Origin of the sequence: uncultured Caulobacter sp. (genome assembly GCF_947036865.1) — a bacterium.
GTDB lineage: Bacteria > Pseudomonadota > Alphaproteobacteria > Caulobacterales > Caulobacteraceae > Caulobacter.
This window is the reverse complement of the sequence record NZ_CAMQSF010000058.1, coordinates 1-18,827: the sequence shown is the minus strand read 5'-3', so window position 1 is coordinate 18,827 and position 18,827 is coordinate 1. Positions and strand designations below refer to the sequence as shown.

The 18,827-nt window shown below is 69.4% G+C and carries 17 protein-coding genes and 1 pseudogene; 10 read left to right on the top strand and 8 right to left on the bottom strand.

What is annotated here, in order from left to right; genetic code table 11:
* The 4 genes from Q0V34_RS18980 to Q0V34_RS18965 form a co-directional block, all read left to right on the top strand.
* The coding region (locus Q0V34_RS18980) for a hypothetical protein (RefSeq protein ID WP_297515349.1) at window positions 1-329 on the top strand (329 nt) is incomplete at its 5' end.
* Between the two features lie 75 nt (window positions 330-404).
* The gene (locus tag Q0V34_RS18975) at window positions 405-1,172 is read left to right on the top strand and encodes a M48 family metallopeptidase (RefSeq protein WP_297515346.1); all 768 of its coding nucleotides are present in this window, start codon (window positions 405-407) and stop codon (window positions 1,170-1,172) included.
* A 98-nt stretch (window positions 1,173-1,270) separates the two neighbouring features.
* Window positions 1,271-3,850 carry an ATP-dependent chaperone ClpB gene (gene clpB / locus Q0V34_RS18970; RefSeq protein ID WP_297515343.1) on the top strand — a complete coding sequence of 860 codons (2,580 nt, stop codon included), beginning with the start codon at window positions 1,271-1,273 and terminating at the stop codon, window positions 3,848-3,850.
* Window positions 3,851-4,203: 353 nt separating this feature from the next.
* Window positions 4,204-4,536 (top strand): hypothetical protein, encoded by a 333-nt coding sequence (locus tag Q0V34_RS18965; RefSeq protein WP_297515341.1) that lies wholly within the window; start codon window positions 4,204-4,206, stop codon window positions 4,534-4,536.
* A 121-nt stretch (window positions 4,537-4,657) separates the two neighbouring features.
* On the opposite strand, the gene Q0V34_RS18960 is transcribed toward Q0V34_RS18965, so the two are convergent.
* Window positions 4,658-5,176, bottom strand: coding sequence for a type II toxin-antitoxin system PemK/MazF family toxin (locus Q0V34_RS18960; protein WP_297515339.1), 519 nt, complete (start codon window positions 5,174-5,176; stop codon window positions 4,658-4,660).
* Between the two features lie 326 nt (window positions 5,177-5,502).
* Here Q0V34_RS18960 and Q0V34_RS18955 point away from each other — a divergent pair, with 326 nt between their 5' ends.
* Window positions 5,503-6,072: an OmpA family protein gene (locus Q0V34_RS18955; protein ID WP_297515336.1), complete on the top strand. Its 570-nt coding sequence runs from the start codon at window positions 5,503-5,505 to the stop codon at window positions 6,070-6,072.
* A 103-nt stretch (window positions 6,073-6,175) separates the two neighbouring features.
* Here the strand turns inward: Q0V34_RS18955 and Q0V34_RS18950 are convergent, their stop codons facing one another.
* Window positions 6,176-6,973: an SDR family oxidoreductase gene (locus Q0V34_RS18950; protein ID WP_297515333.1), complete on the bottom strand. Its 798-nt coding sequence runs from the start codon at window positions 6,971-6,973 to the stop codon at window positions 6,176-6,178.
* Window positions 6,974-7,071: 98 nt separating this feature from the next.
* On the opposite strand from Q0V34_RS18950, the gene Q0V34_RS18945 reads away from it, so the two are divergent.
* Complete coding sequence (locus Q0V34_RS18945; RefSeq protein ID WP_297515330.1) at window positions 7,072-7,572, top strand: helix-turn-helix domain-containing protein; 501 nt, start codon at window positions 7,072-7,074, stop codon at window positions 7,570-7,572.
* A gap of 88 nt (window positions 7,573-7,660) precedes the next feature.
* On the top strand, window positions 7,661-9,034 hold the full coding sequence (locus Q0V34_RS18940) for a M20/M25/M40 family metallo-hydrolase (protein WP_297515326.1): 1,374 nt from the start codon (window positions 7,661-7,663) through the stop codon (window positions 9,032-9,034).
* A gap of 107 nt (window positions 9,035-9,141) precedes the next feature.
* On the opposite strand, the gene Q0V34_RS18935 is transcribed toward Q0V34_RS18940, so the two are convergent.
* Both Q0V34_RS18935 and Q0V34_RS18930 read right to left on the bottom strand, forming a co-directional pair.
* A complete protein-coding gene (locus Q0V34_RS18935) occupies window positions 9,142-9,411 on the bottom strand; it encodes a GNAT family N-acetyltransferase (protein ID WP_297515323.1) in 270 nt (89 codons plus the stop codon).
* A 142-nt stretch (window positions 9,412-9,553) separates the two neighbouring features.
* Window positions 9,554-10,741, bottom strand: coding sequence for an acetyl-CoA C-acyltransferase (locus Q0V34_RS18930; protein ID WP_297515320.1), 1,188 nt, complete (start codon window positions 10,739-10,741; stop codon window positions 9,554-9,556).
* Window positions 10,742-10,977: 236 nt separating this feature from the next.
* On the opposite strand from Q0V34_RS18930, the gene Q0V34_RS18925 reads away from it, so the two are divergent.
* Entirely contained in the window at window positions 10,978-11,478 is a 501-nt protein-coding gene (locus Q0V34_RS18925) for a helix-turn-helix domain-containing protein (protein ID WP_297515319.1), read from the top strand.
* The gene (locus Q0V34_RS18920; protein WP_297515317.1) at window positions 11,475-11,687 is read left to right on the top strand and encodes a hypothetical protein; all 213 of its coding nucleotides are present in this window, start codon (window positions 11,475-11,477) and stop codon (window positions 11,685-11,687) included. Before Q0V34_RS18925 ends, Q0V34_RS18920 begins: the two co-directional genes overlap by 4 nt.
* 236 nt (window positions 11,688-11,923) lie before the next feature.
* On the opposite strand, the gene mnmA is transcribed toward Q0V34_RS18920, so the two are convergent.
* Genes mnmA through flgK form a run of 4 tightly spaced genes read right to left on the bottom strand, consistent with a single transcriptional unit; the run spans window position 11,924 to window position 17,491 of the window.
* Window positions 11,924-13,147: a tRNA 2-thiouridine(34) synthase MnmA gene (gene mnmA, locus Q0V34_RS18915; protein WP_297515353.1), complete on the bottom strand. Its 1,224-nt coding sequence runs from the start codon at window positions 13,145-13,147 to the stop codon at window positions 11,924-11,926.
* Between the two features lie 44 nt (window positions 13,148-13,191).
* Window positions 13,192-14,415 carry an FAD-binding domain-containing protein gene (locus tag Q0V34_RS18910; RefSeq protein ID WP_297515315.1) on the bottom strand — a complete coding sequence of 408 codons (1,224 nt, stop codon included), beginning with the start codon at window positions 14,413-14,415 and terminating at the stop codon, window positions 13,192-13,194.
* A 37-nt stretch (window positions 14,416-14,452) separates the two neighbouring features.
* The gene (locus tag Q0V34_RS18905) at window positions 14,453-15,376 is read right to left on the bottom strand and encodes a flagellin (RefSeq protein ID WP_297515312.1); all 924 of its coding nucleotides are present in this window, start codon (window positions 15,374-15,376) and stop codon (window positions 14,453-14,455) included.
* Window positions 15,377-15,379: 3 nt separating this feature from the next.
* On the bottom strand, window positions 15,380-17,491 hold the full coding sequence (flgK, locus tag Q0V34_RS18900) for a flagellar hook-associated protein FlgK (RefSeq protein WP_297515309.1): 2,112 nt from the start codon (window positions 17,489-17,491) through the stop codon (window positions 15,380-15,382).
* A 418-nt stretch (window positions 17,492-17,909) separates the two neighbouring features.
* Between flgK and Q0V34_RS18895 the strand changes: the two are divergent.
* A pseudogene (locus Q0V34_RS18895) lies at window positions 17,910-18,827 on the top strand (hypothetical protein); the annotation flags it as partial.

Sequence of the window (18,827 nt, the reverse complement as noted above, 5' to 3'; positions counted from 1 at the left end):
CCGCGCTCGCGCCGAACCCCTCTCCAGCGGCCTCCAGCGCCGTCCCGCCGACGCCCGCCCTTCGCGGCCTGGGCGGCTGTCGCCTGACGGACCTCGACCGCCTCTCGCCGGAGGAGCGGGCGCGCTGCCAGGAGCGTCTGGCCCAGGGCATGGCGGGCAGCGGCGGGGCCGGACCCAATCTCGATCCGACCGGCCGCTATGTCCGCGACGCCCGACCCTATCTGACCCGACCGCCCAAGGATGGCTGCAAGCCCGTGGGCAGCGTCACCAAGCTGCCGATGGGACAGACCAGCGTCACGCTGGCGGGTGGTTGCGGGAAATCGTTCTAAGCTTGAGCGGTTGCCTATCCGCCGCTCGCCGAGGGATAAGACTCGCGTCGCGTCCGTAACAGCCCGCAGAGCTCCATGATCGCCCCGCGTCGCCTGACCTTGCCGCTCCTGACCGCCGCCGCCGTGGCCCTGGGCGGCTGCGCCTATAACGCCGATCTCGGCCGCGACCAGCTGCTGATCGTGAAGGACGACAGCCTGGCCCGCGACGGCGAGAAGGCCTGGGCGGACACGCTGCGCACCAGCTACGTCTCCAAGGAGCCGCGCAAGAACGCCCGCGTCCAGGCCGTGGGCCAGCGGGTGATCGCGGCCGCCGGCCTGGCCGATCGGCCGTGGGACTACGCCGTCTTCCTGGACGAGGCGCCCAACGCCTTCGTGCTGCCGGGGGGCCATGTCGGGGTCACGGTGGGCCTGCTGGCCATCGTCGAGAACGACGACCAATTGGCGGCCGTTCTTGGCCACGAGGCGGGCCACGTGATCGCCCATCACGCGGCCGAGCGGGTGTCGCAGCAGACCACCTCCAAGATCCTGCTCGACCTCGCCGGCGCGGCGACGCGCGGCAGCGACTTCGGCAAGCTGCTGAAGGACCACGGGGGCGACGCGGCCAAGTACGGCCTGCTGCTGCCGTTCTCGCGCCGCCAGGAGCTGGAGGCAGACCGTTTGGGCGTCGACATCATGCAGCGGGCCGGCTACCGCCCGCGCGAGGCCCTGACCCTGTGGCGCAACATGCAGGCCCTGGACGCCAAGACCGGCCAGGCGGGCGGCGGCAGCCTGGACTCGACCCACCCCTCCGACGCGACGCGGATCGCCGAGTTGGAACGCTATCTGGCCAGCAAGGGCTGGTGACCACTTGTGTGGCGAATGGGCCACACCTAAATGCCCCTTCGGGACGCGTTGGGCTTGATCAAGGCGGCGCGGCCCGATCCGCCTAGCAAGGGGACATCATGAATATCGACCTCTATTCGGACCGCGCCAAACAGGCGGTCCAATCCGCGCAGAGCCTGGCCCTCGCGCGCGGGCACCAGCAATTCGCGCCCGAGCACATTCTTAAAGTGCTGCTCGAGGAAAAGGACGGCATGTCCCGCGCGCTGATCCAGAGCGCCGGCGGCCAGCCCGACCGCGTCGATGGCGGCGTGGAGACGCTGCTCTCCAAGACCCCGCGCGTCGACGGCGCCGGCGGCCAGCTCTACATGAAGCCCGACACCGCCCGCGTCTTCGCCGAGGCGGAGAAGAGCGCCAAGGCGGCCGGCGACGCCTTCGTCACCACCGAGCGCCTGCTGATCGCCATCGCCAAGGAAGGGGGCGAGGCGTCCAAGCTGTTCAAGGAAGCCGGGGTCTCGCCCAAGGCCCTGGAAGACGCCGCGACCGCCATGCGCAAGGGCCGCACCGCCGACAGCGCCAACGCCGAGGAAGGCTATGAGGCGCTGAAGCGCTACGCCCGCGACCTGACGGCCGCCGCCAAGGACGGCAAGCTCGATCCCGTGATCGGCCGCGACGAGGAGATCCGCCGCACGATCCAGGTCCTGTCGCGCCGCACCAAGAACAATCCCGTCCTGATCGGCGAGCCCGGCGTCGGCAAGACCGCCATCGTCGAGGGCCTGGCCCTGCGCATCGTCAACGGCGACGTGCCCGAAAGCCTGAAGGACAAGAAGCTCTTGTCCCTCGACATGGGCAGCCTGATCGCCGGCGCGAAATATCGCGGCGAGTTCGAGGAGCGGCTGAAGGCCGTGCTCGGCGAGGTCACCGCCGCCGAGGGCTCGATCATCCTGTTCATCGACGAGATGCACACCCTGGTCGGCGCCGGCAAGGCCGACGGGGCGATGGACGCTTCCAACCTGCTCAAGCCCGCCCTGGCGCGCGGCGAGCTGCACTGCGTCGGCGCCACCACGCTCGACGAGTACCGCAAGCACGTCGAGAAGGACGCGGCCCTGGCCCGCCGCTTCCAGCCGGTGTTCGTGCAGGAGCCGACGGTGGAGGACACCGTCTCGATCCTGCGCGGCCTGAAGGAGAAGTACGAGGTCCACCACGGGGTGCGGATCAGCGACAGCGCCATCGTCGCCGCCGCGACCCTGTCCAACCGCTACATCGCCGACCGCTTCCTGCCCGACAAGGCGATCGACCTGGTGGACGAGGCCTCCAGCCGCGTGCGCATGGCGATCGACAGCAAGCCGGAAGAGCTGGACGAGATCGACCGGCGCCTGGTGCAGCTGAAGATCGAGCGCGAGGCGCTGTCGAAGGAAACCGACGCGGCCTCCAAGCACCGCCTGGAGAACCTGGAGGTCGAGATCGACGACCTGCAGTTCCGGTCGGACGAGATGACCGCCAAGTGGAAGGCCGAGAAGGAGAAGGTCGGCGGCGCGGCGCAGGCCCGCGAGGCCCTCGACCGCCTGCGCGCCGACCTCGCCAACGCCCAGCGCGCCGGCGACTTCGCTCGCGCCGGCCAGATCCAGTACGGCGAGATCCCGGCCCTTGAAAAGCGCCTGGCCGAGGCCGAGCAGAGCGATGCGCAGACGCTGACCCCCGAGGTGGTCGACGCCGAGCAGATCGCCGCCGTCGTGAGCCGCTGGACCGGGGTGCCGGTCGAGAAGATGCTGGAGGGCGAGCGCGAGAAGCTCTTGAAGATGGAGGACGAGCTGCGCGGTCGCGTGGTCGGCCAGGACGAGGCGCTGGCCGCGGTGTCCGACGCCGTCCGCCGCGCCCGCGCCGGCCTGCAGGATCCGTCCAAGCCGATCGGCAGCTTCCTCTTCCTGGGCCCTACGGGCGTGGGCAAGACCGAGCTGACCAAGAGCCTGGCCGAGTTCCTGTTCGCCGACGAGCACGCCATCACCCGGATGGACATGTCCGAGTACATGGAAAAGCACTCGGTCAGCCGCCTGATCGGCGCGCCCCCCGGCTATGTCGGCTATGACGAGGGTGGGGCGCTGACCGAGGCCGTGCGCCGGCGTCCGTACCAGGTGGTGTTGTTCGACGAGATCGAGAAGGCCCACGCGGACGTCTTCAACGTGCTCTTGCAAGTGCTGGACGACGGTCGCCTGACCGACGGCCAGGGCCGCACGGTCGACTTCCGCAACACGCTGATCATCATGACCAGCAACCTCGGCGCCGAGTTCCTGGCCAACCAGGAGGAAGGCGAGGATGTCGAGGCCGTCCGGCCGCTGGTGATGAACACGGTGCGCGGCCACTTCCGCCCCGAGTTCCTGAACCGGATCGACGAGATCATCCTGTTCAGGCGCCTGTCGCGCGGCAACATGGGCGACATCGTCCGCATCCAGTTGCAGCGTGTCGAGAAGCTCCTGGCCGATCGCCGCATGACCCTGGCCATCGACGCCGAGGCCCTGAACTGGATCGCCGACAAGGGCTACGACCCGGTCTATGGCGCGCGCCCCCTGAAGCGCGTGATCCAGAAGGAACTGGTCGACCCGATCGCCCGCAAGCTGCTGGCCGGCGAGATCGAGGACGGCGGGGTGATCGCGGTCGGGGTCAAGGAGGGCCAGCTGTCGTTCGGCAAGGCGGTGCTGCAGTAAGGCAAAGCGGGTCCCTCTCTCTTCGAGAGAGGGAGGGGCCCATCGCTTAGCGACGGGAGGGTGAGAGGTTTCCCCGCTGGCGGAGAAATCCGGATCTAAGCCGTCATCCCGCGCTTCATGCGCGGGACCCATTTGTCCGCCGCAAGTGAAGCGCGGATCTAAAACTCTCACGTGGAAGCTTAACCATGGGTCCCGCGCATAAGGCGCGGGATGACGATGGAGGGGTTTGCTGGAACCGAGGCGCCTTGTCCCTCCCACCACGGCTTTCGCCGGGACGGATCATCCCTCGACAAGAGAGGGGTTTGGTATTGCCCGCCACTTTCCCCCTCGCGCCCTTCGCGGTATCTCCCCGCATGGCCAAGACCACCAAGCTGATCATCGAGTTCGACATCGAGGTCGACGGCGAGCCCTATGTCTGGCGGCTGCATCGGCTGCCGCAATGGTCCTATGACCCGTCCGAGCGGCACGGCAAGGTGCTGGCCGTGCGGCACAAGGAAGGCCAGCGCGAGGCGCTGATCGAGTTCCCGCCCGGCCCGAAGCCGAAGTTCAGCGCCCCGCCGCTGAAGCCCTCGCAGATCCCCGCGCGCCAGGTGTCGACCGCCATCGCCTCGGCCATCGAGGCCGGCTGGGAGCCGCTGTCGCGCGGCAAGCCGGTGGTGATCTATGTCGACGAGGAAGGCGGCTGAAGTCAAAAAGCAAAAGGCCAGCCTGAAGGCTGGCCTTTAATTTGGCCCCGTCGCCAGGGCGTGGATCTCTCGATCCGGCGGCCGAAGCCGTGCATCGAACATAGCCGCGGACCGCGGATTTTCAAGCTTTTTCGGCGTCCCCTGGCGGGTAGGCATGGTCGAAGAACGACTTTAGCGCTCTGAAGACGCGCCGAGCGATCTCTCCTAGATCGTCAGGGTCGAGGCGCTCGGGGTTTTTTGTCACGCCTTTGGAGTCCCGTAGCAGCTTCAGGCGTTCGGGCGCGACGGTATAGACGTGGTTGCAGACGGCCCATGCTTCGGACGCGGAGCCCGGATTTGGGTTACGTTTCAGCCTATACCCGTGAGGATTGTCGTGTTGCGGTTGCTTGGTGAGCGGCACGACAACATGCGCGTCACGTTCCTTCCTGCCGCCTCGGATCACGACCACAAGATGCTGGTCATCAAACTCCGGCGGCCAATTGTGCGGGCTGAAAGCGCACCAATAGACCTGACCAACACGGGTCGCGCTACGAAGCTCCAGGGTGGGCTTCTTTCCGATCGCCGGAACGTGGGAGGCCCTTTGGGCCGCGTCGATCATGGCCGGCTTGGCGGTGAGGGGCGGGCGTTTCGGCGTATCCATGCGGAGGTTTTGTCGTCGGGAGCCTCGGCATTCAAGATCAATCTGTGAATGTATATTGGAATAAGGCCCGCTAAAATTGATTCTGGACTGGCGCGCTTAGGGCTTTGAGGGCTTTCCTGGTCGCCTCCCGAGGCCGACGGCGGATAAATTTTCGTCGGAACCAAGGGCCGTCATCGGGGTTCGCGCGCGGCTATAATGTGCTTCAGATTCAATGCTCAAGCTTGGCCCGGAAGCGCCGGAATCGCGCCCATCTTTAGCCCAGTTCGGCTGTCCGTTTTGAAGCGGCGAGCGTTGCAGGACGCCGCGTCACTACGGACCAGAAGCAGATGATATCAAGCTCCAAGACCCTGATGGTCGCCGCCGCCCTGGTGATGGGCGGCCTGTCGGTCAGCGGCTGCGCGACCAAGAAGTACGTCAACACCCAGGTCGGCGCGGTCAGCGAGCGGGTCACCGCCCACGACGCCCAGATCGGCGAGCTGGACAAGACCTCGCGCGAGGCCCTGGACCGCGCCATCGCCGCCGGCAAGCTGGCCGAGGGCAAGTTCCAGTACTCGCTGGTGCTGAGCGACGACTCGGTGAAGTTCCCGGTCAACGCCGCCACCTTGTCGCCCGAGGCCGAACAGCGCCTGGCCGAGTTCACCGAGAAGCTGAAGAGCGACAACAAGAACGTCTATCTGGAAATCCAGGGCCACACCGACAATTCGGGCTCGCCCAGCTACAACCAGAAGCTCGGCGAGGAGCGCGCCGAGGCCGTGCGCAAGTTCCTCAGCATGCACGGCGTGGCCCTGAACCGCATGGCGACGATCTCGTACGGCGAGGACGTCCCGGTGGCCAGCAACGACACGCGGGAAGGCCGGGCCCAGAACCGCCGGGTCGTCGTGATGGTGCTCAGCTAGTTTCGCCTTCCGGATCGCGCGCGCCGGCCGGCATCAAGCCGGGGCGCGCGGTCGGGCGGACTCGCCGGCGCGGGCGCGAGCGCCGCGCCGGCGGTGTTCCCGCTCAGGCGGGTTTCAGGCGCGCCGCCGGCCGGCTGCGCGACAGGTTCGGGTAGAGCTTGGCCTTGGCGGCGAGGGCGGCGTGCCAGTCCGCGGCGTCCGGCAGCGAGGGGATGGTCACCAACTCGCCCTGGTCGAGGCCCGCCAGCGCCGCGTCGACCAGATCGTCGACCTCCATCACCATGTTGGGGTCGATCGCATTGATGTCCGAGCCCGAACGCTCCCAGATCTCGGTGCGCGTGGCGCCGGGCAGGACGGCTTGCAGACGTACGGCCGAGCCGGCGAACTGCGCGCGGAGGCCTTGGGTCAGATAGATCACGAAGGCCTTGGTCGCGCCGTAGACCGGGTTGTTCAGCTCCGGCATCAGCGCCACCACCGAGGCCAGGTTGATGATCGTGCCTCTGTCGCGAGGCACGAAGTTGCGCGCGGCGGCGGCGGCCAGGCGGGTCACGGCCGTGACGTTCAGCTGGATCATCTTCTCGAAGGCGTCCGGATCGGAGCCGACGAAGTCGCCCGCGCCGGCCACGCCGGCGTTGTTGACCAGGGTGGTGATGCTCGCGTCGCCGGCCAGACGCTGTTCCAGACCGGCCAGATCGGCCCTCTGGGTCAGGTCGGCCTTGATGACCTCGACCTTGACCCCGGTCTCGGCGCGCAGCCGGTCGGCCAAGGCGTTCAGACGCGCCTCGTCGCGGGCGACCAGGATCAGGTCGTGGCCGCGCTTGGCCAGCCGGTCGGCATAGACCGCGCCGATGCCGGTGGACGCGCCGGTGATCAGGGCGGCGCCTTTGGAATTGTCGCTCATGGTCGTCAAAGTCCCCTTGCCGAGGCCCCAGCGGTCCGGCTCCAACCGTAGCTATGATGCGGCTTGCAAAACGCAAGTTACTGTCCAGATTATTCGGTATGAGCAAATCTGAACGCGCCCCCACGCAATGTCCGATCGGCCGCACCCTGGAGCGGGTCGGCGACTGCTGGACGTTCCTGATCCTGCGCGACGCCAGCCAGGGCCTTACCCGCTTCGACCAGTTCGAGAAGAGTTTGGGGGTGGCGCCGAACATTCTGACCAAGCGCCTGGCGGCCCTGGTCGACAGCGGCCTGATGGAGAAGCGCCTCTACCAGCGGCGTCCGCCGCGGCACGACTATGTTCTGACGGACCTTGGCCGCGACTTCGGCGGGGTGCTGACGGCCATGCTGGCCTTCGGCAACCGTCACTTCGCGCCGGAGGGGGCGGCCGGCCAGCTGGTCGATCGCGAGACGGGCCGGGTCGCCGAGCCCATCGTCGTCGATCGCGTCAGCGGCAAGCCGATCACGCCCGAGCTCTTCGCCTACGCGACGGGACCGGGGGCGGGACCCGAGATGCTGGCGCGGGTGGCGTTCATGGCCGAGCGGCGGGCCAAGCCATAGCCTTGGGCGCTCGCCGGGCGGACGGAAAGTGTGTTGTCTGGCGAAGCTGGTGAAGGCAACGTCCGAACCCTGTCGTTCCGGAGCCTCCATGCGCCTGCCTCTCGCCCTCGCCGCCAGCCTGATCTTCGCCAGCGCCGCCCGGGCCGAGACGCCCGCGCCCTCCGCCGACCAGCCGCTGCTGCGCGCCGTCGCCGCCGAGGTGGACGCCAAGGCGCTGGAGAGCACGATCCGGAGCCTCGTCGGCTTCGGCACCCGCCACACTCTGTCGGATACGAAGTCGGACAAGCGCGGCATCGGCGCGGCCCGGCGCTGGACCAAGGCCCGCTTCGAGGCGATCGGCAAGGACTGCGGCGGCTGCCTGACTATCGAGACGCCGGCCCAGACGGTGACCGGCAAGCGCGTGCCCAATCCGACCGAGGTCATGGACGTCTTGGCCATCCAGAAGGGGACGACCGATCCGGACCGGGTGATCATCATCGCCGGCCATATCGACAGCCGCGTCACCGACGTGATGAACTTCACCAGCGACGCGCCCGGGGCCAATGACGACGGCTCGGGCGTGGCGGCGGTGCTGGAGGCCGCGCGGATCCTGTCGAAGCACAGGTTCCCGGCCACCCTGGTCTACGCCGTCCTGTCGGGCGAGGAGCAGGGCCTGCTGGGCGGCAAGGTCATGGCAGACTTCGCCAAGGCCCGGGGCTGGAAGGTCGAGGCTGATCTCAACAACGACATCGTCGGCAACAGCCGGGGGATCAGCGGCCTCGCCGACAACACCCACGTGCGTATCTTCTCGGAAGGCACCAAGGCCGTCGAGACGCCGGAACAGGCCAACGGCCGGCGCTACAACGGCGGCGAGGTCGACAGCCCGTCGCGCAACCTGGCCCGCTACATGGACAGCCTGGCCGACCGCTACCTGACCAATTTCGACGTCAAGATGGTCTATCGCACCGACCGGTTCGGACGCGGCGGCGACCAGGTCCCGATGCTGGAGGCCGGCTATCCGGCGGTGCGGGTCACCGAAGCGGTCGAGAACTACGACCACCAGCACCAGGATCTGCGGACCGAGAACGGCAAGTTTTACGGGGACACGATCGAGGGCGTCGACTTCGCCTATCTGGCCCAGGTCACGCGGCTGAACCTGGTGACCCTGGCCAGCCTGGCCTCGGCGCCGAAGCCGCCGTTGGACGTCAAGATCGCCGGGGCCGTCGGGGCCGACACCAAGGTTTCCTGGGCGCCGACGCCGGGGGCGGCGGGGCATCGGGTCTGGTGGCGCGCCACCACCGAGCCGACCTGGACCTTCAGCCGCTGGGTTCCCGCTGGCGAGACCGTGACCCTGAAGGACGTGGTGATCGACGACTACTTCTTCGGCGTCTCGTCGATCAGCGCCGACGGCTGGGAGAGCCCGGTCGTCTATCCGGGCCCGAATGGGGCGTTCGAGAACCTGGCGGCGGGGCCCAAACCCTAAAACCGATCATCCTCGCGAAAGCGGGGACCCAAGCGGCGATAGGTTCGCAAAGGTTTCCGCTCCCCAGCTTGGATCCCCGCTTTCGCGGGGAAAACGGGTGCGGAGGCCTAGGCGATCAGATCCGGATCGTTCCGCTTCAGCCACGCGGCTGCGTAGGAGCAGAGCGGCGTGATCCGCATGCCTTCGGCGCGGGCGGTTTCGGCGACCTTGCTCATCAGCCGGCCGGCCGCGCCGGTGCCGCGCAAGGAAGGGTCGGCCTCGACGTGCGGGATCACCAGGCGGTGGCCGGAGCGCTGGTAATCGGCCACGGCCAGGCGGCCGTCGACCTCCAGCTCGTAGCGGGAAAGCTCGGGGTTGTGGCGGAAGGTGTCGGTCATGACTGTTGAACGCGTCTCCCGATCAATCTGATCCTCCCCCAGAGGGGGGCTCAGGGCCGGAGGGGGCGGCTCGGCCAAGGCGGCGCTGGCCCCCTCGGTCGCTTCGCGACAGCTCCCCCAAATGGGCGAGCGGCTTGATCGCTCAAACCAGCTCCACCGCCATCGCCGTGGCCTCGCCGCCGCCGATGCACAGGGAGGCCAGGCCCTTGGTCTTGCCGCGCGCCTGGAGGGCGCTGATCAGGGTGCAGAGGATCCGCGCGCCCGAGGCGCCGATCGGGTGGCCCAGGGCGCAGGCGCCGCCGTTGACGTTCAGCTTGTCGGCGTCGATGCCAAGCTCTTGCTGGGCGATCATCGGCACCACGGCGAAGGCCTCGTTGATCTCGAAGAGGTCGACATCGTCGACGCTCCAGCCGGCCTTGTTCAGCGCCTTCCGCATGGCCGGCACGGGAGCGGTGGTGAAGAGGCCCGGCTCGTGGGCGTGGGCGGCATGGCTGACGACCTTGGCGACGATCGGCAGGCCGAGCGCCTTGGCGACGCTCTCGCGGGTCATCACCAGGGCCGCGGCGCCGTCGCTGATCGACGAGCTGTTGGCCGCCGTGACCGCGCCGTCGCGGCTGAAGGCCGGGCGAAGGGTCGGGATCTTGGCCGGATCGGCCTTCAGCGGCTGTTCGTCGGTGTCGACCACCTCGGTCCCCTTACGGGTCGTGACGCTGACCGGGACGATCTCGGCCTTGAAGGCGCCGCTCTCGATCGCCGCCTTGGCCTTCAGCAGGCCCTTGGTCGCGTAGTCGTCCATCGCCTCGCGGGTGAACTGGTACTGGGCCGCCGTCTCCTCGGCGAAGGCGCCCATCAGCTTGCCGGGCGTGTAGGCGTCCTCGAGGCCGTCGAGGTACATCGAGTCCCACATCTGGTCGTGGCCGATGCGGGCGCCGCCGCGGTGCTTGGACATCAGATAGGGCGCGCCGGTCATGCTCTCCATGCCGCCGGCCACCACCAGGTCGACGCTGCCGGCCTTCAGCGCGTCGTGGGCCATGATCGCGGCCTGCATGCCGCTGCCGCACATCTTGTTGACCGTCGTGGCCTCGACCGAGAGCGGCAGGCCCGCGCCCAACGCCGCCTGGCGCGCCGGGGCCTGGCCCAGGCCCGCCGGCAGCACGCAGCCCATGAAGATCTGCTCGACCTTGTCGCCCGCCACGCCGGCCCGCTCGATCGCGGCCTTGACCGCCGTCGCGCCCAGCTCGGTGGCCTTCACCCCGCCCAGAGCCCCCTGGAAGCCGCCCATCGGCGTGCGGGCGTAGGCGACGATGACGACGGGATCGGCGGCGGACATGGTTCAGCTCCCTGGGCGGTGTTTTGAGGCGGGATAGGCCCTCATCGGACGATCGCGCGCAAGGGGCTTGCGACATCGTGATGCGAAAGGGGCGGGCGGCGCCGACGGGGGATCGCCGGGCCGCGCGCCAGTTCGCAATTACCGAGAGAGTCAATTGCGATAAAAAACCTACTCCGGTTCATCTTCAAACGCAACGCTCTCTTGCTTTCCCTCGCGGAACGCCGCACCCTGCTTGGATGGGTCGCACAGCTGACTATACGAACGAACGTTGCGCGGTCGCCGCCACGCTGGAAATCGTCGGCGATCCGTGGACCTTGCTGATCCTCCGCGACGCCTTCGCCGGGGTGAAGCGCTTCGAGCAGTGGCAGGAGCGTCTGGGCGTGGCCCGCAACGTCCTGGCCTCGCGGCTCAAGACCCTGGTCGGCCACGGGGTGATGGAGACGCGCCGCTATTCGGAGCGTCCGCCGCGTCACGAATACTGGCTGACCGAAAAGGGCCTGGCCCTGTCGCCGGTGCTGCTGACCATGGCCGAATGGGGCGACCGCTACATCTATGGGCGGGGCCATTCGCCGGTCCTGTTCCGCCACAAGGCCTGCGGCTGCGAGTTCCACCCGGTGCTGGCCTGCGAGGCCTGCGGGGAGGTGGTCCAGCGCCGCGAGCTGGAGCGGACGCCGCCCCACGACCGCGCGCCGACGGTCGGCGAGGCGCTGGAAGCGGCGAAGATCGCGGCCGAGTGAGCTATCGCTTCCACGTCCATCGCGCGCGGCCGGACTACCGGCTGGTGACGGCGGACGGCGCGCCGTTTCCGGCGGGCGCGCGGGAGGCGGACTGGCGCTTTACGATCCTCCGCGAGCGGTCGGACACCGCCCCCGATGTGGCGCGGCTGGTGGACGAGACAGGCTATTGCCTGTTCCGCATCGGGCTGCGGCTGGAGGACATGGGGTAGGGGGCTAGGCGCGGGCGCCGAAAAAATCCCTCTCTCATGGAGAGAGGTAGGGGCCCACGCCCAAGGCGTGGGAGGGTGAGAGGGTACGCTCTTGCCAGACAGGGCAGGGTAGAAAAGCGGCCGGACGTCAGGGGTTTCTGGGGCTAAAGCTTTAACCACTCACCCTCCCATCCCGACTTTCGTCGGGACGGGCCCCTCCCTCTCTCAAAGAGAGAGGGTTTCACCTTCGCCCGCGCCTACCCCGCGTCGAGATCCATCGCCCTTGTCGTCCAGGCGATGAAGCCGCCGCCCAGGACGCGCTCCGGATCGGCCGGGTCGTAGAGCACGCAGGCCTGGCCCGGGGCGACGCCTTCCTCGGCGCCGTCGAACACCACGGCCACGACGCCGTCGCGCAGCGCCAGGCGCCCCGGAACCGGCTCGCGGGTCGAGCGGACGCGGGCCAGGACGGGCTGGCCGTCCTCGGCGGCGGCCTCCAGGCTGTCCTGGCCGCCCAGCCAGCTGCCTTCCTTCAGGGTCAAGGAGGCGGTCAGCAGGGCCTCGCGCGGGCCGACGATCACCTGGCGCCTGTCGGCGTCGATCCTGACCACGAACAGCGGGTCGCCGACGGCGATGTTCAGGCCCCGGCGCTGGCCGATCGTGTAGCGGGTCACGCCCTCGTGGCGGCCCAGCACCCGGCCGTCCAGGTGGACGATGTCGCCGGCCTCCGCGCCTTGCGGGCGGATGCGGTCGATGACGGTGGTGTACTTGCCCTCGGGCACGAAGCAGATGTCCTGGCTGTCGGGCTTGTCGGCGATGGAGAGGCCCAGGCCGGCGGCGACGGCGCGGACGGTCGGCTTGTCCATGCCGCCCAGCGGGAAGCGCAGGAAGTCGAGCTGCTCGCGCGTGGTGGCGAACAGGAAATAGCTCTGGTCCTTGGCCGGGTCGGCGGCGCGGCGCAGCTGCGGGCGGTTGCCGCCGTTTCCGGGCATCGCGCGCTGGACGTAATGGCCGGTGGCCATGGCCTCGGCCCCCAGGTCGCGGGCGACATCCAGCAAGTCGCGGAACTTGACGGTCTGGTTGCAGCGCACGCACGGGATCGGCGTCTCGCCGCGCAGATAGGCGTCGGCGAAGTCCTCGATCACCTGCTCGCGGAAGCGGCTCTCGTAGTCGAGCACATAGTGCGGGATGCCGATCCGCTCGGCGGCCATGCGGGCGTCCAGGATGTCCTGGCCGGCGCAGCAGGCGCCCTTGCGCGAGATCGCCGCGCCGTGGTCGTAGAGCTGCAGCGTCACGCCGACGACGTCGTAGCCGGCCTTGGCCAGCAGGGCGGCGGTGACCGTGGAGTCGACCCCGCCAGACATCGCCGCGACGATCCGCGTCCCCTCCGGCAGGGCCACGGCCGCGCGGACCTGCTCGACGGCGCGGGCGATCAGCGCGTCGGGGTCGTGCGTGGCGGCGGGGCTCAGGACGTCGGCGGTCATCGCCGCCATATAGCGGCTCGTCCCCGGTTTTGCGAGGCGAGCGGCTAGAGCAGGGCGGGTTGGGCGGACGGCGCCAGGCCCAGGGTCTCGATCACCCGGGGGATGCGCTTCTTCAGACCAAAGAAGCCGCCGCCGCCGTGCCGCCAGGTCAGGGCGTCGTAGGGCCGCTGAAGGCGAACGAGGTCAAGGCCATGATCCCGCAGGACGGGCGCGAGCGCGTCCAAGGCGTCGCGCGTCGGACCGATCGGCGCGTAGGCGGTGGCGATGACGCGGGTCCCGGCCGCCTCGGCCGCGCGCGCCAGGGCCTCGGAGGTCAGGGCTAAGCGCTCGGCGCAGCCGAACGCCCTGGCGGCCCGCGCCGCCGCGTCCGCCAGGGCTTCGTCGGCGAAGCGCTTGGGCGGAGCCGCGCGCGGCGACCAGGGCGCCTCGATCGCGTCCGCCACCACCACGCCGGCCAGCGGCGCGTCGGCGGGGACCAGGCTCTCGGGGTGCAGGTCCTCTTCGGTGATCAGCAGCAGGAACGGCGCGCGGGGCGGCGCATCGCCGGAGGGCGGCGCGGTCCAGGCGCGGTCGAAGGGCGGTTCCGACAGCGCCGGGGCGTCGGTGGCCAGGCCCTCGGGGCGGAAGCGGCCGTTGGTGTAGCGCTCGATATTGTCGGCGCGAGCCAGATAGGTCTTGCCGGGCGTGTGCAGGCCCACGACCCAGCGCCAGGACAGGGTGTTCGCGGCCGGATCGCCGTCCAGCAGCCGCGCGTGCATGAAGGCCGCGCCCAGCGCCCAGGGCAGGCCCAGGGTGTGGCTCCAGATCGAGGCGAACCACATGCGCGCGTGGTTGTGCAGATAGCCGGTGGTCTCCAGCGCCTCGACCCAGGCGTCGAAGCAGGCGATCCCGGTCCGGCCGGTCACGGCGTCGGCGTGGCGCCGCGCGAGGCCGAGGTCGCGCTCCAGCCTCCGCTCGGCGTCGGCGACATCGGCGCGATAGCGAGTCCAGATCTCGGGCTGGCCTTCCAGCCGACCCTTGAAATGCGCGCGCCAGAAGACCTCGTCGATGAACTTCTCGGCCGCGGTCGCGCCGTGGCGGGCGAGGACGGCCGCGACGACCTCCGCCTCGGTGACCAGTCGCCGGCGGAGATAGGGCGAAAGTCCCGACACCGTGGGCGCGGCGACGTCGTGGTTGCGCCGCTCGGCGTAGGCGCGACCGGCGGACGGCAGAAAGGCGGCGAGGCGGGCGAGGCCGTCGGCGCGGGCGGCTTTCAGCGGGGCGGTCATGCCCCGGTTACGCGCGCCCGTGAAGCTTGGACGCGTGCTACTTCAGCACGTTCAGCAGCGACGAGGCCTGCAGGCTGGTGAACACCTGGGCCGAGGCCTGGACCGCCAGCTTGGCGGCCTCGAGCCGGGTGATGGCGTCGGCCATGTCGACGTCGGTGATGCCGCCGACCATCGAGGTCAGGGTGTCGGCCTGGTTCGACAGGTCGGTCTGGGCGGCCTCGAAGCGCTTCTGGGTGACGCCGTTCTTGCCCTGAATGTCGATGACGCCCTTGTAGGCGTTGTCGAAGGTGGGCAGCAGGCCCTTCAGGAAGTTGACCTGGGTGTCGTTAAGCTTGCCGGTGAACGGGCCGTTGGCGTCGACATAGGCCTGCATCTGCTTGAAGGCGTCGAACACGTCCGTGCCCAGGGCGTCGCCCAGCACGCCGGTCTTGGCGTTGGTCTGCTCGTCGATCCGGTTCTCGGCCACGTACTGGTCGTTGTGGAACAGCGAGGCGGTCGAGGGGGCGGCCGTCAGGTCGGCCATGGTCGTGGCCGAGGTGGTGGCCGTCTCGGTCTGGGCGCCGGAGAAGACGTAGAGACCGTTCGACTTGGTGTTCAGGCCCTGCACCACCTCGCCGAACGCCGCGCCCAGCTGCTGCATCAGGGTGGTGGCGCTGCCGGCGGCCAGGGCGTTGGCGATGGCCTCGCGGGCGTTCTTGGTGGCGTCGCCGACGCGCTCGATGCCGCTGTTCTGCATGTCCAGGCGGTTGCTGACCGCCTTGGCCTGGTCGAGCAGGCCGTTGATGCGGGTCTGGGTCCCGCGCATGGCGGTCAGCACCTCGGCGTTCTTGGCGTAGCCCTTCAGGTCGTTGGCGATCTTCTGGCTGGAGACCTGGCCGCCGACGTCGTTCTGGCGCGTCTGCGCCCGCATCAGGTTGGCGGTCATGATGTTGTAGTTCTGGACGGTCGAGACGCGCGTCATGGCTTACCTCAGGAGTCCGGTCAGGGTTTCGAACATGTCCTTGGTCGCCTGGATCAGGCGGGCCGAGGCGTTGAAGGCCTGCTGGTAGGTGGTCAGGTTGATCAGTTCCTCGTCGAGATTGACGCCCTCTTCGGACTGCCGCTGGCTGTCGACCTCGCTGGAGACGGAGTCGGCGGCGTCCTTGCGGCTGGCGGCCGTGGCGGACTTGCGCGCGACCGAGCCGCTGAAGTCCGAGGCGTAGCGGTTCACGGTCATCGACACGGCGCCGGCGTCGCCCGCGGCCGAGAAGGCGGCGGTGACGTCGCCCGACTTGGCGATGGCCAGGGCGCCGCGCCCGTCGCCGATCGCCAGGGCCGCCGCGCCGCCCACCGTCTGGGACAGATCCAGCTTGGCGAAGGGCAGCAGCTTGGGGTTCTGGTCCATGGACGGGTTGACGAAGAACTTCTCGCCCCGCGTCGAGCGCTCGGCGGGACCGACGCCGAACAGCCGGCTGAACGACGGGCCGCCGACGCCGCGCTCGGTGCCGTCGGCGACGATCGACATGTTCACCGGCGCGGTCACGTTCGAGGCGAAGCTGATCTGGCCCTTGCCGTTCATCGAGAACTGGCCGTAGAGGCCCACGCCCGAGCCGCGCGAATTCAGCGCGTCCAGCATGTCCTGCATCGTGCCGCCGACCGGCGCGTCGACGACCACGTCGCGGATCCGGCCGCCCTCGACGTCCGTCAGCCGGATGGTCATCGACCCCGAGGTGAAGCCGTTCGGGTCGCTCGGGGTCAGGCCGGTCTCGTAGGGCGAGTAGCCGTTGGTGCGGATGATGTCGTTCAGCCCGAAATAGTGGCTGAAGCCCTTGCCCGCCTTGTTCGACGGGGTGGTGGGGTCGTCGGCGATCGCCACGCCCAGGCCGCCGACGCCCGCGAGGGACAGGGCGCCGCCCGAGAAGGCCGCGCTGCCCTGGCCGCCCATCGCGGTGTTGAGCTTGGCCACGAAGTCGGCGGGCGAGAAGCTGGGGCCGGCCGCGCCATTGACGGTCATCGCGCCGCTGTCGAAGTCGATGTCGATCCTGCGCTGAATGACGCCGTTCGCGTCGGTGAGGGCGATGGTGGTCTTGCCGGTCATGCCGGTGATCGCGGCCTGGGCGTCCAGGCCCGTGTCGCGACCGCTGAGGCTCGTGGCGGCCGGGACCGACGAGGCGGCGTTGGCGGCGCGATTGATCTCCTCCGCCGCCCGCGAAGTGAATTCGCCCAGTTGGTCGGACAGGTTGACGAGCTCGGTATTGCGGATTTCCAGCAGGCCCTTGATCTCGCCGTTCGAGATGTTCAGCGGCGTGGCCTGCACATTGCCGTTGGCCACCTGCACCGTCAGATAGCCCGTGGCGGTGGGCGAGGTCTGATAGGTGACCCGCGCGGCGCCGTCGCCCGCCAGCGGCAGGCCCTCGGTCGAACGCACATAGACCCCGCCCAGCGTCCGGGGCGTGACCTGCACGTTCATCAGCTTGGCCAGTTCGTCGACCAGGCCGCTCTGGACGTTTTCAGCCCCCGTGGCGTCGGCGCCGGCCACCTTCGCGCGGGTGATGTCGGTGTTGAGGGCGTCGATCTGTCCCAGCAGGTCGTTGACCCGACCGACGTCCGCGGCGATCCGCGTGTCGGCGTCCTTGCCCAGCTTCGACAGCGACGAGGTGATGCGGCTCGACTCGTTGAGGAAGTCGTCGACGCGCGTCAGGGCCTGGGTGCGCTTCAGCGAGGAGGACGGCTCGTCCTGGGCGGCGGAAAAGGCCGTGTAGATGTCGTCCAGGGTCGAGAAGAAGCTGGTGTCGCCGCTGGGGTCGCCGAACAGCTGCTGGGCGCTGTTCAGGGAGCTAGCGACGACCGCCGCGCGAGCGCTCTCCGAGCCCGCGTTCAGGCTGGCCGATTGCAGGAAGCGGTCGGTGGCGCGCTTGATCGCGTCGATGCTGACGCCGACGCCCATGCCGTTCGACAGCAGGTTCGACTGCGAGACCGTCTTGCGGACGTAGCTCTTGGTGTTGACGTTGGCGATATTGTCCGAGGTGACGCGCAGACCCGTCTGCGCGGCCATCATGCCGGACGTCGCCGTGCTCATGACCGCGTTCAGCGACATGCGAAGGCTCCCGCGAGGCGCGCCAGGAGCTCATGCTCGGCAAACCGCGCAACGCACGACGCGGCCTTGCCCGGCGAAACTTGCCGGGCCGCGCTGGGGGTTGGCCCCCGATTGTATGCCAAGCCATTGAATTTCATGGCGATGTGTTCCGGTCGTCGGAATGTCGACAGGGGAACTTGCGCAAGGACGGCGCCAACCCGGTCCGTGACCCGCCGACGCGGCAAGTCCGGTCCTCGCCGACCGACGGGACTCGGCAAAAAGCGCCGCGCGCGGCGCGAATTTCCTTCGTAAACAAGCCATTAAAGTCATTTAAAACAAGAGCTTGAGGGCTGTTTGGCGAGTTGGCCCGACCGTTGCGTGGGGCGGTCGGACCAAGGCGCGTTCACCGGACGCGCGACCGAAAGAGCCTCGACTGCGCATGACCGCGATCGCCGCACCCACCGCCGCTCTCCCGCCCGCGCCGGCTCCCGTCGCGAGCGGCAAGGCGTCCGACGCGGGCTTCGACGCCCTGCTGGCGATCGCCGGCAAGCCCAAGGACAACCCCGCGCCGCCGCCCTCGGCCCCGTCGCGCCCCGAGTCCAAGAGCGACGCCCGCGACAACGCTCGCGAGGCTCGGGCCGCCGACAAGCCGGCGCGAGACGACCGCAAGGCCGACGCCAAGGACCGCGCCGCCGACCGCGCGGACTCGGTCAAGGACTCCAAGAACGCCCAGGCCGACGCCGCCGAGGCCAAGGCCGACGCGAGCGCCGCCGACAAGGCCGACAACGCCAAGGACGCCAAGGACGCGGTCGCCGATCAGGCGTCGGATAAGAACGCGGCCCAGGCGGACGCGACCGACGCCGCCGCCCAGGCCGCCGCCTTGCTGCTCGCCGCTCAGGCCCCGCCGGCGACGACGACGACCGGTAAGGTCGACGTCGTCGCGACCCCCGAGACCGCGACGACGAAGACGGGCGAAGCGGTCGCCGGGCTTGCCGCCGCCGTTCAAGTCGCCCAGGCGTCGCCCGTGACGACCGAGGCCGCGCTCGCCGCGCCGTCGACCAAGATCGCCGAGCCGACCCAGCCGTCGCTCCAACCCGCCGCGGCGCCGACCAGCGCGGCGACGGCGCAGCCCCAGGCCGCGGCTTCGGATCCGAACACGGCGACCGTTCCCATGCCGGCCGGAGCCGAGGCGGCGGCCGTCGACGCCTCGGCGCTCGAGGCTCTGAGCGCGTTGGCGACCGACGCCGCTCCGGCCAAGGCCCAAGCGCCAGCGGCGGCGAAGACGGCCGAGACCAAGGCCGCCGCCACGCCGAGCGCCGCCGCCGTCGCGGCGCCCACCGCTCCGGCGCGCGAGGCG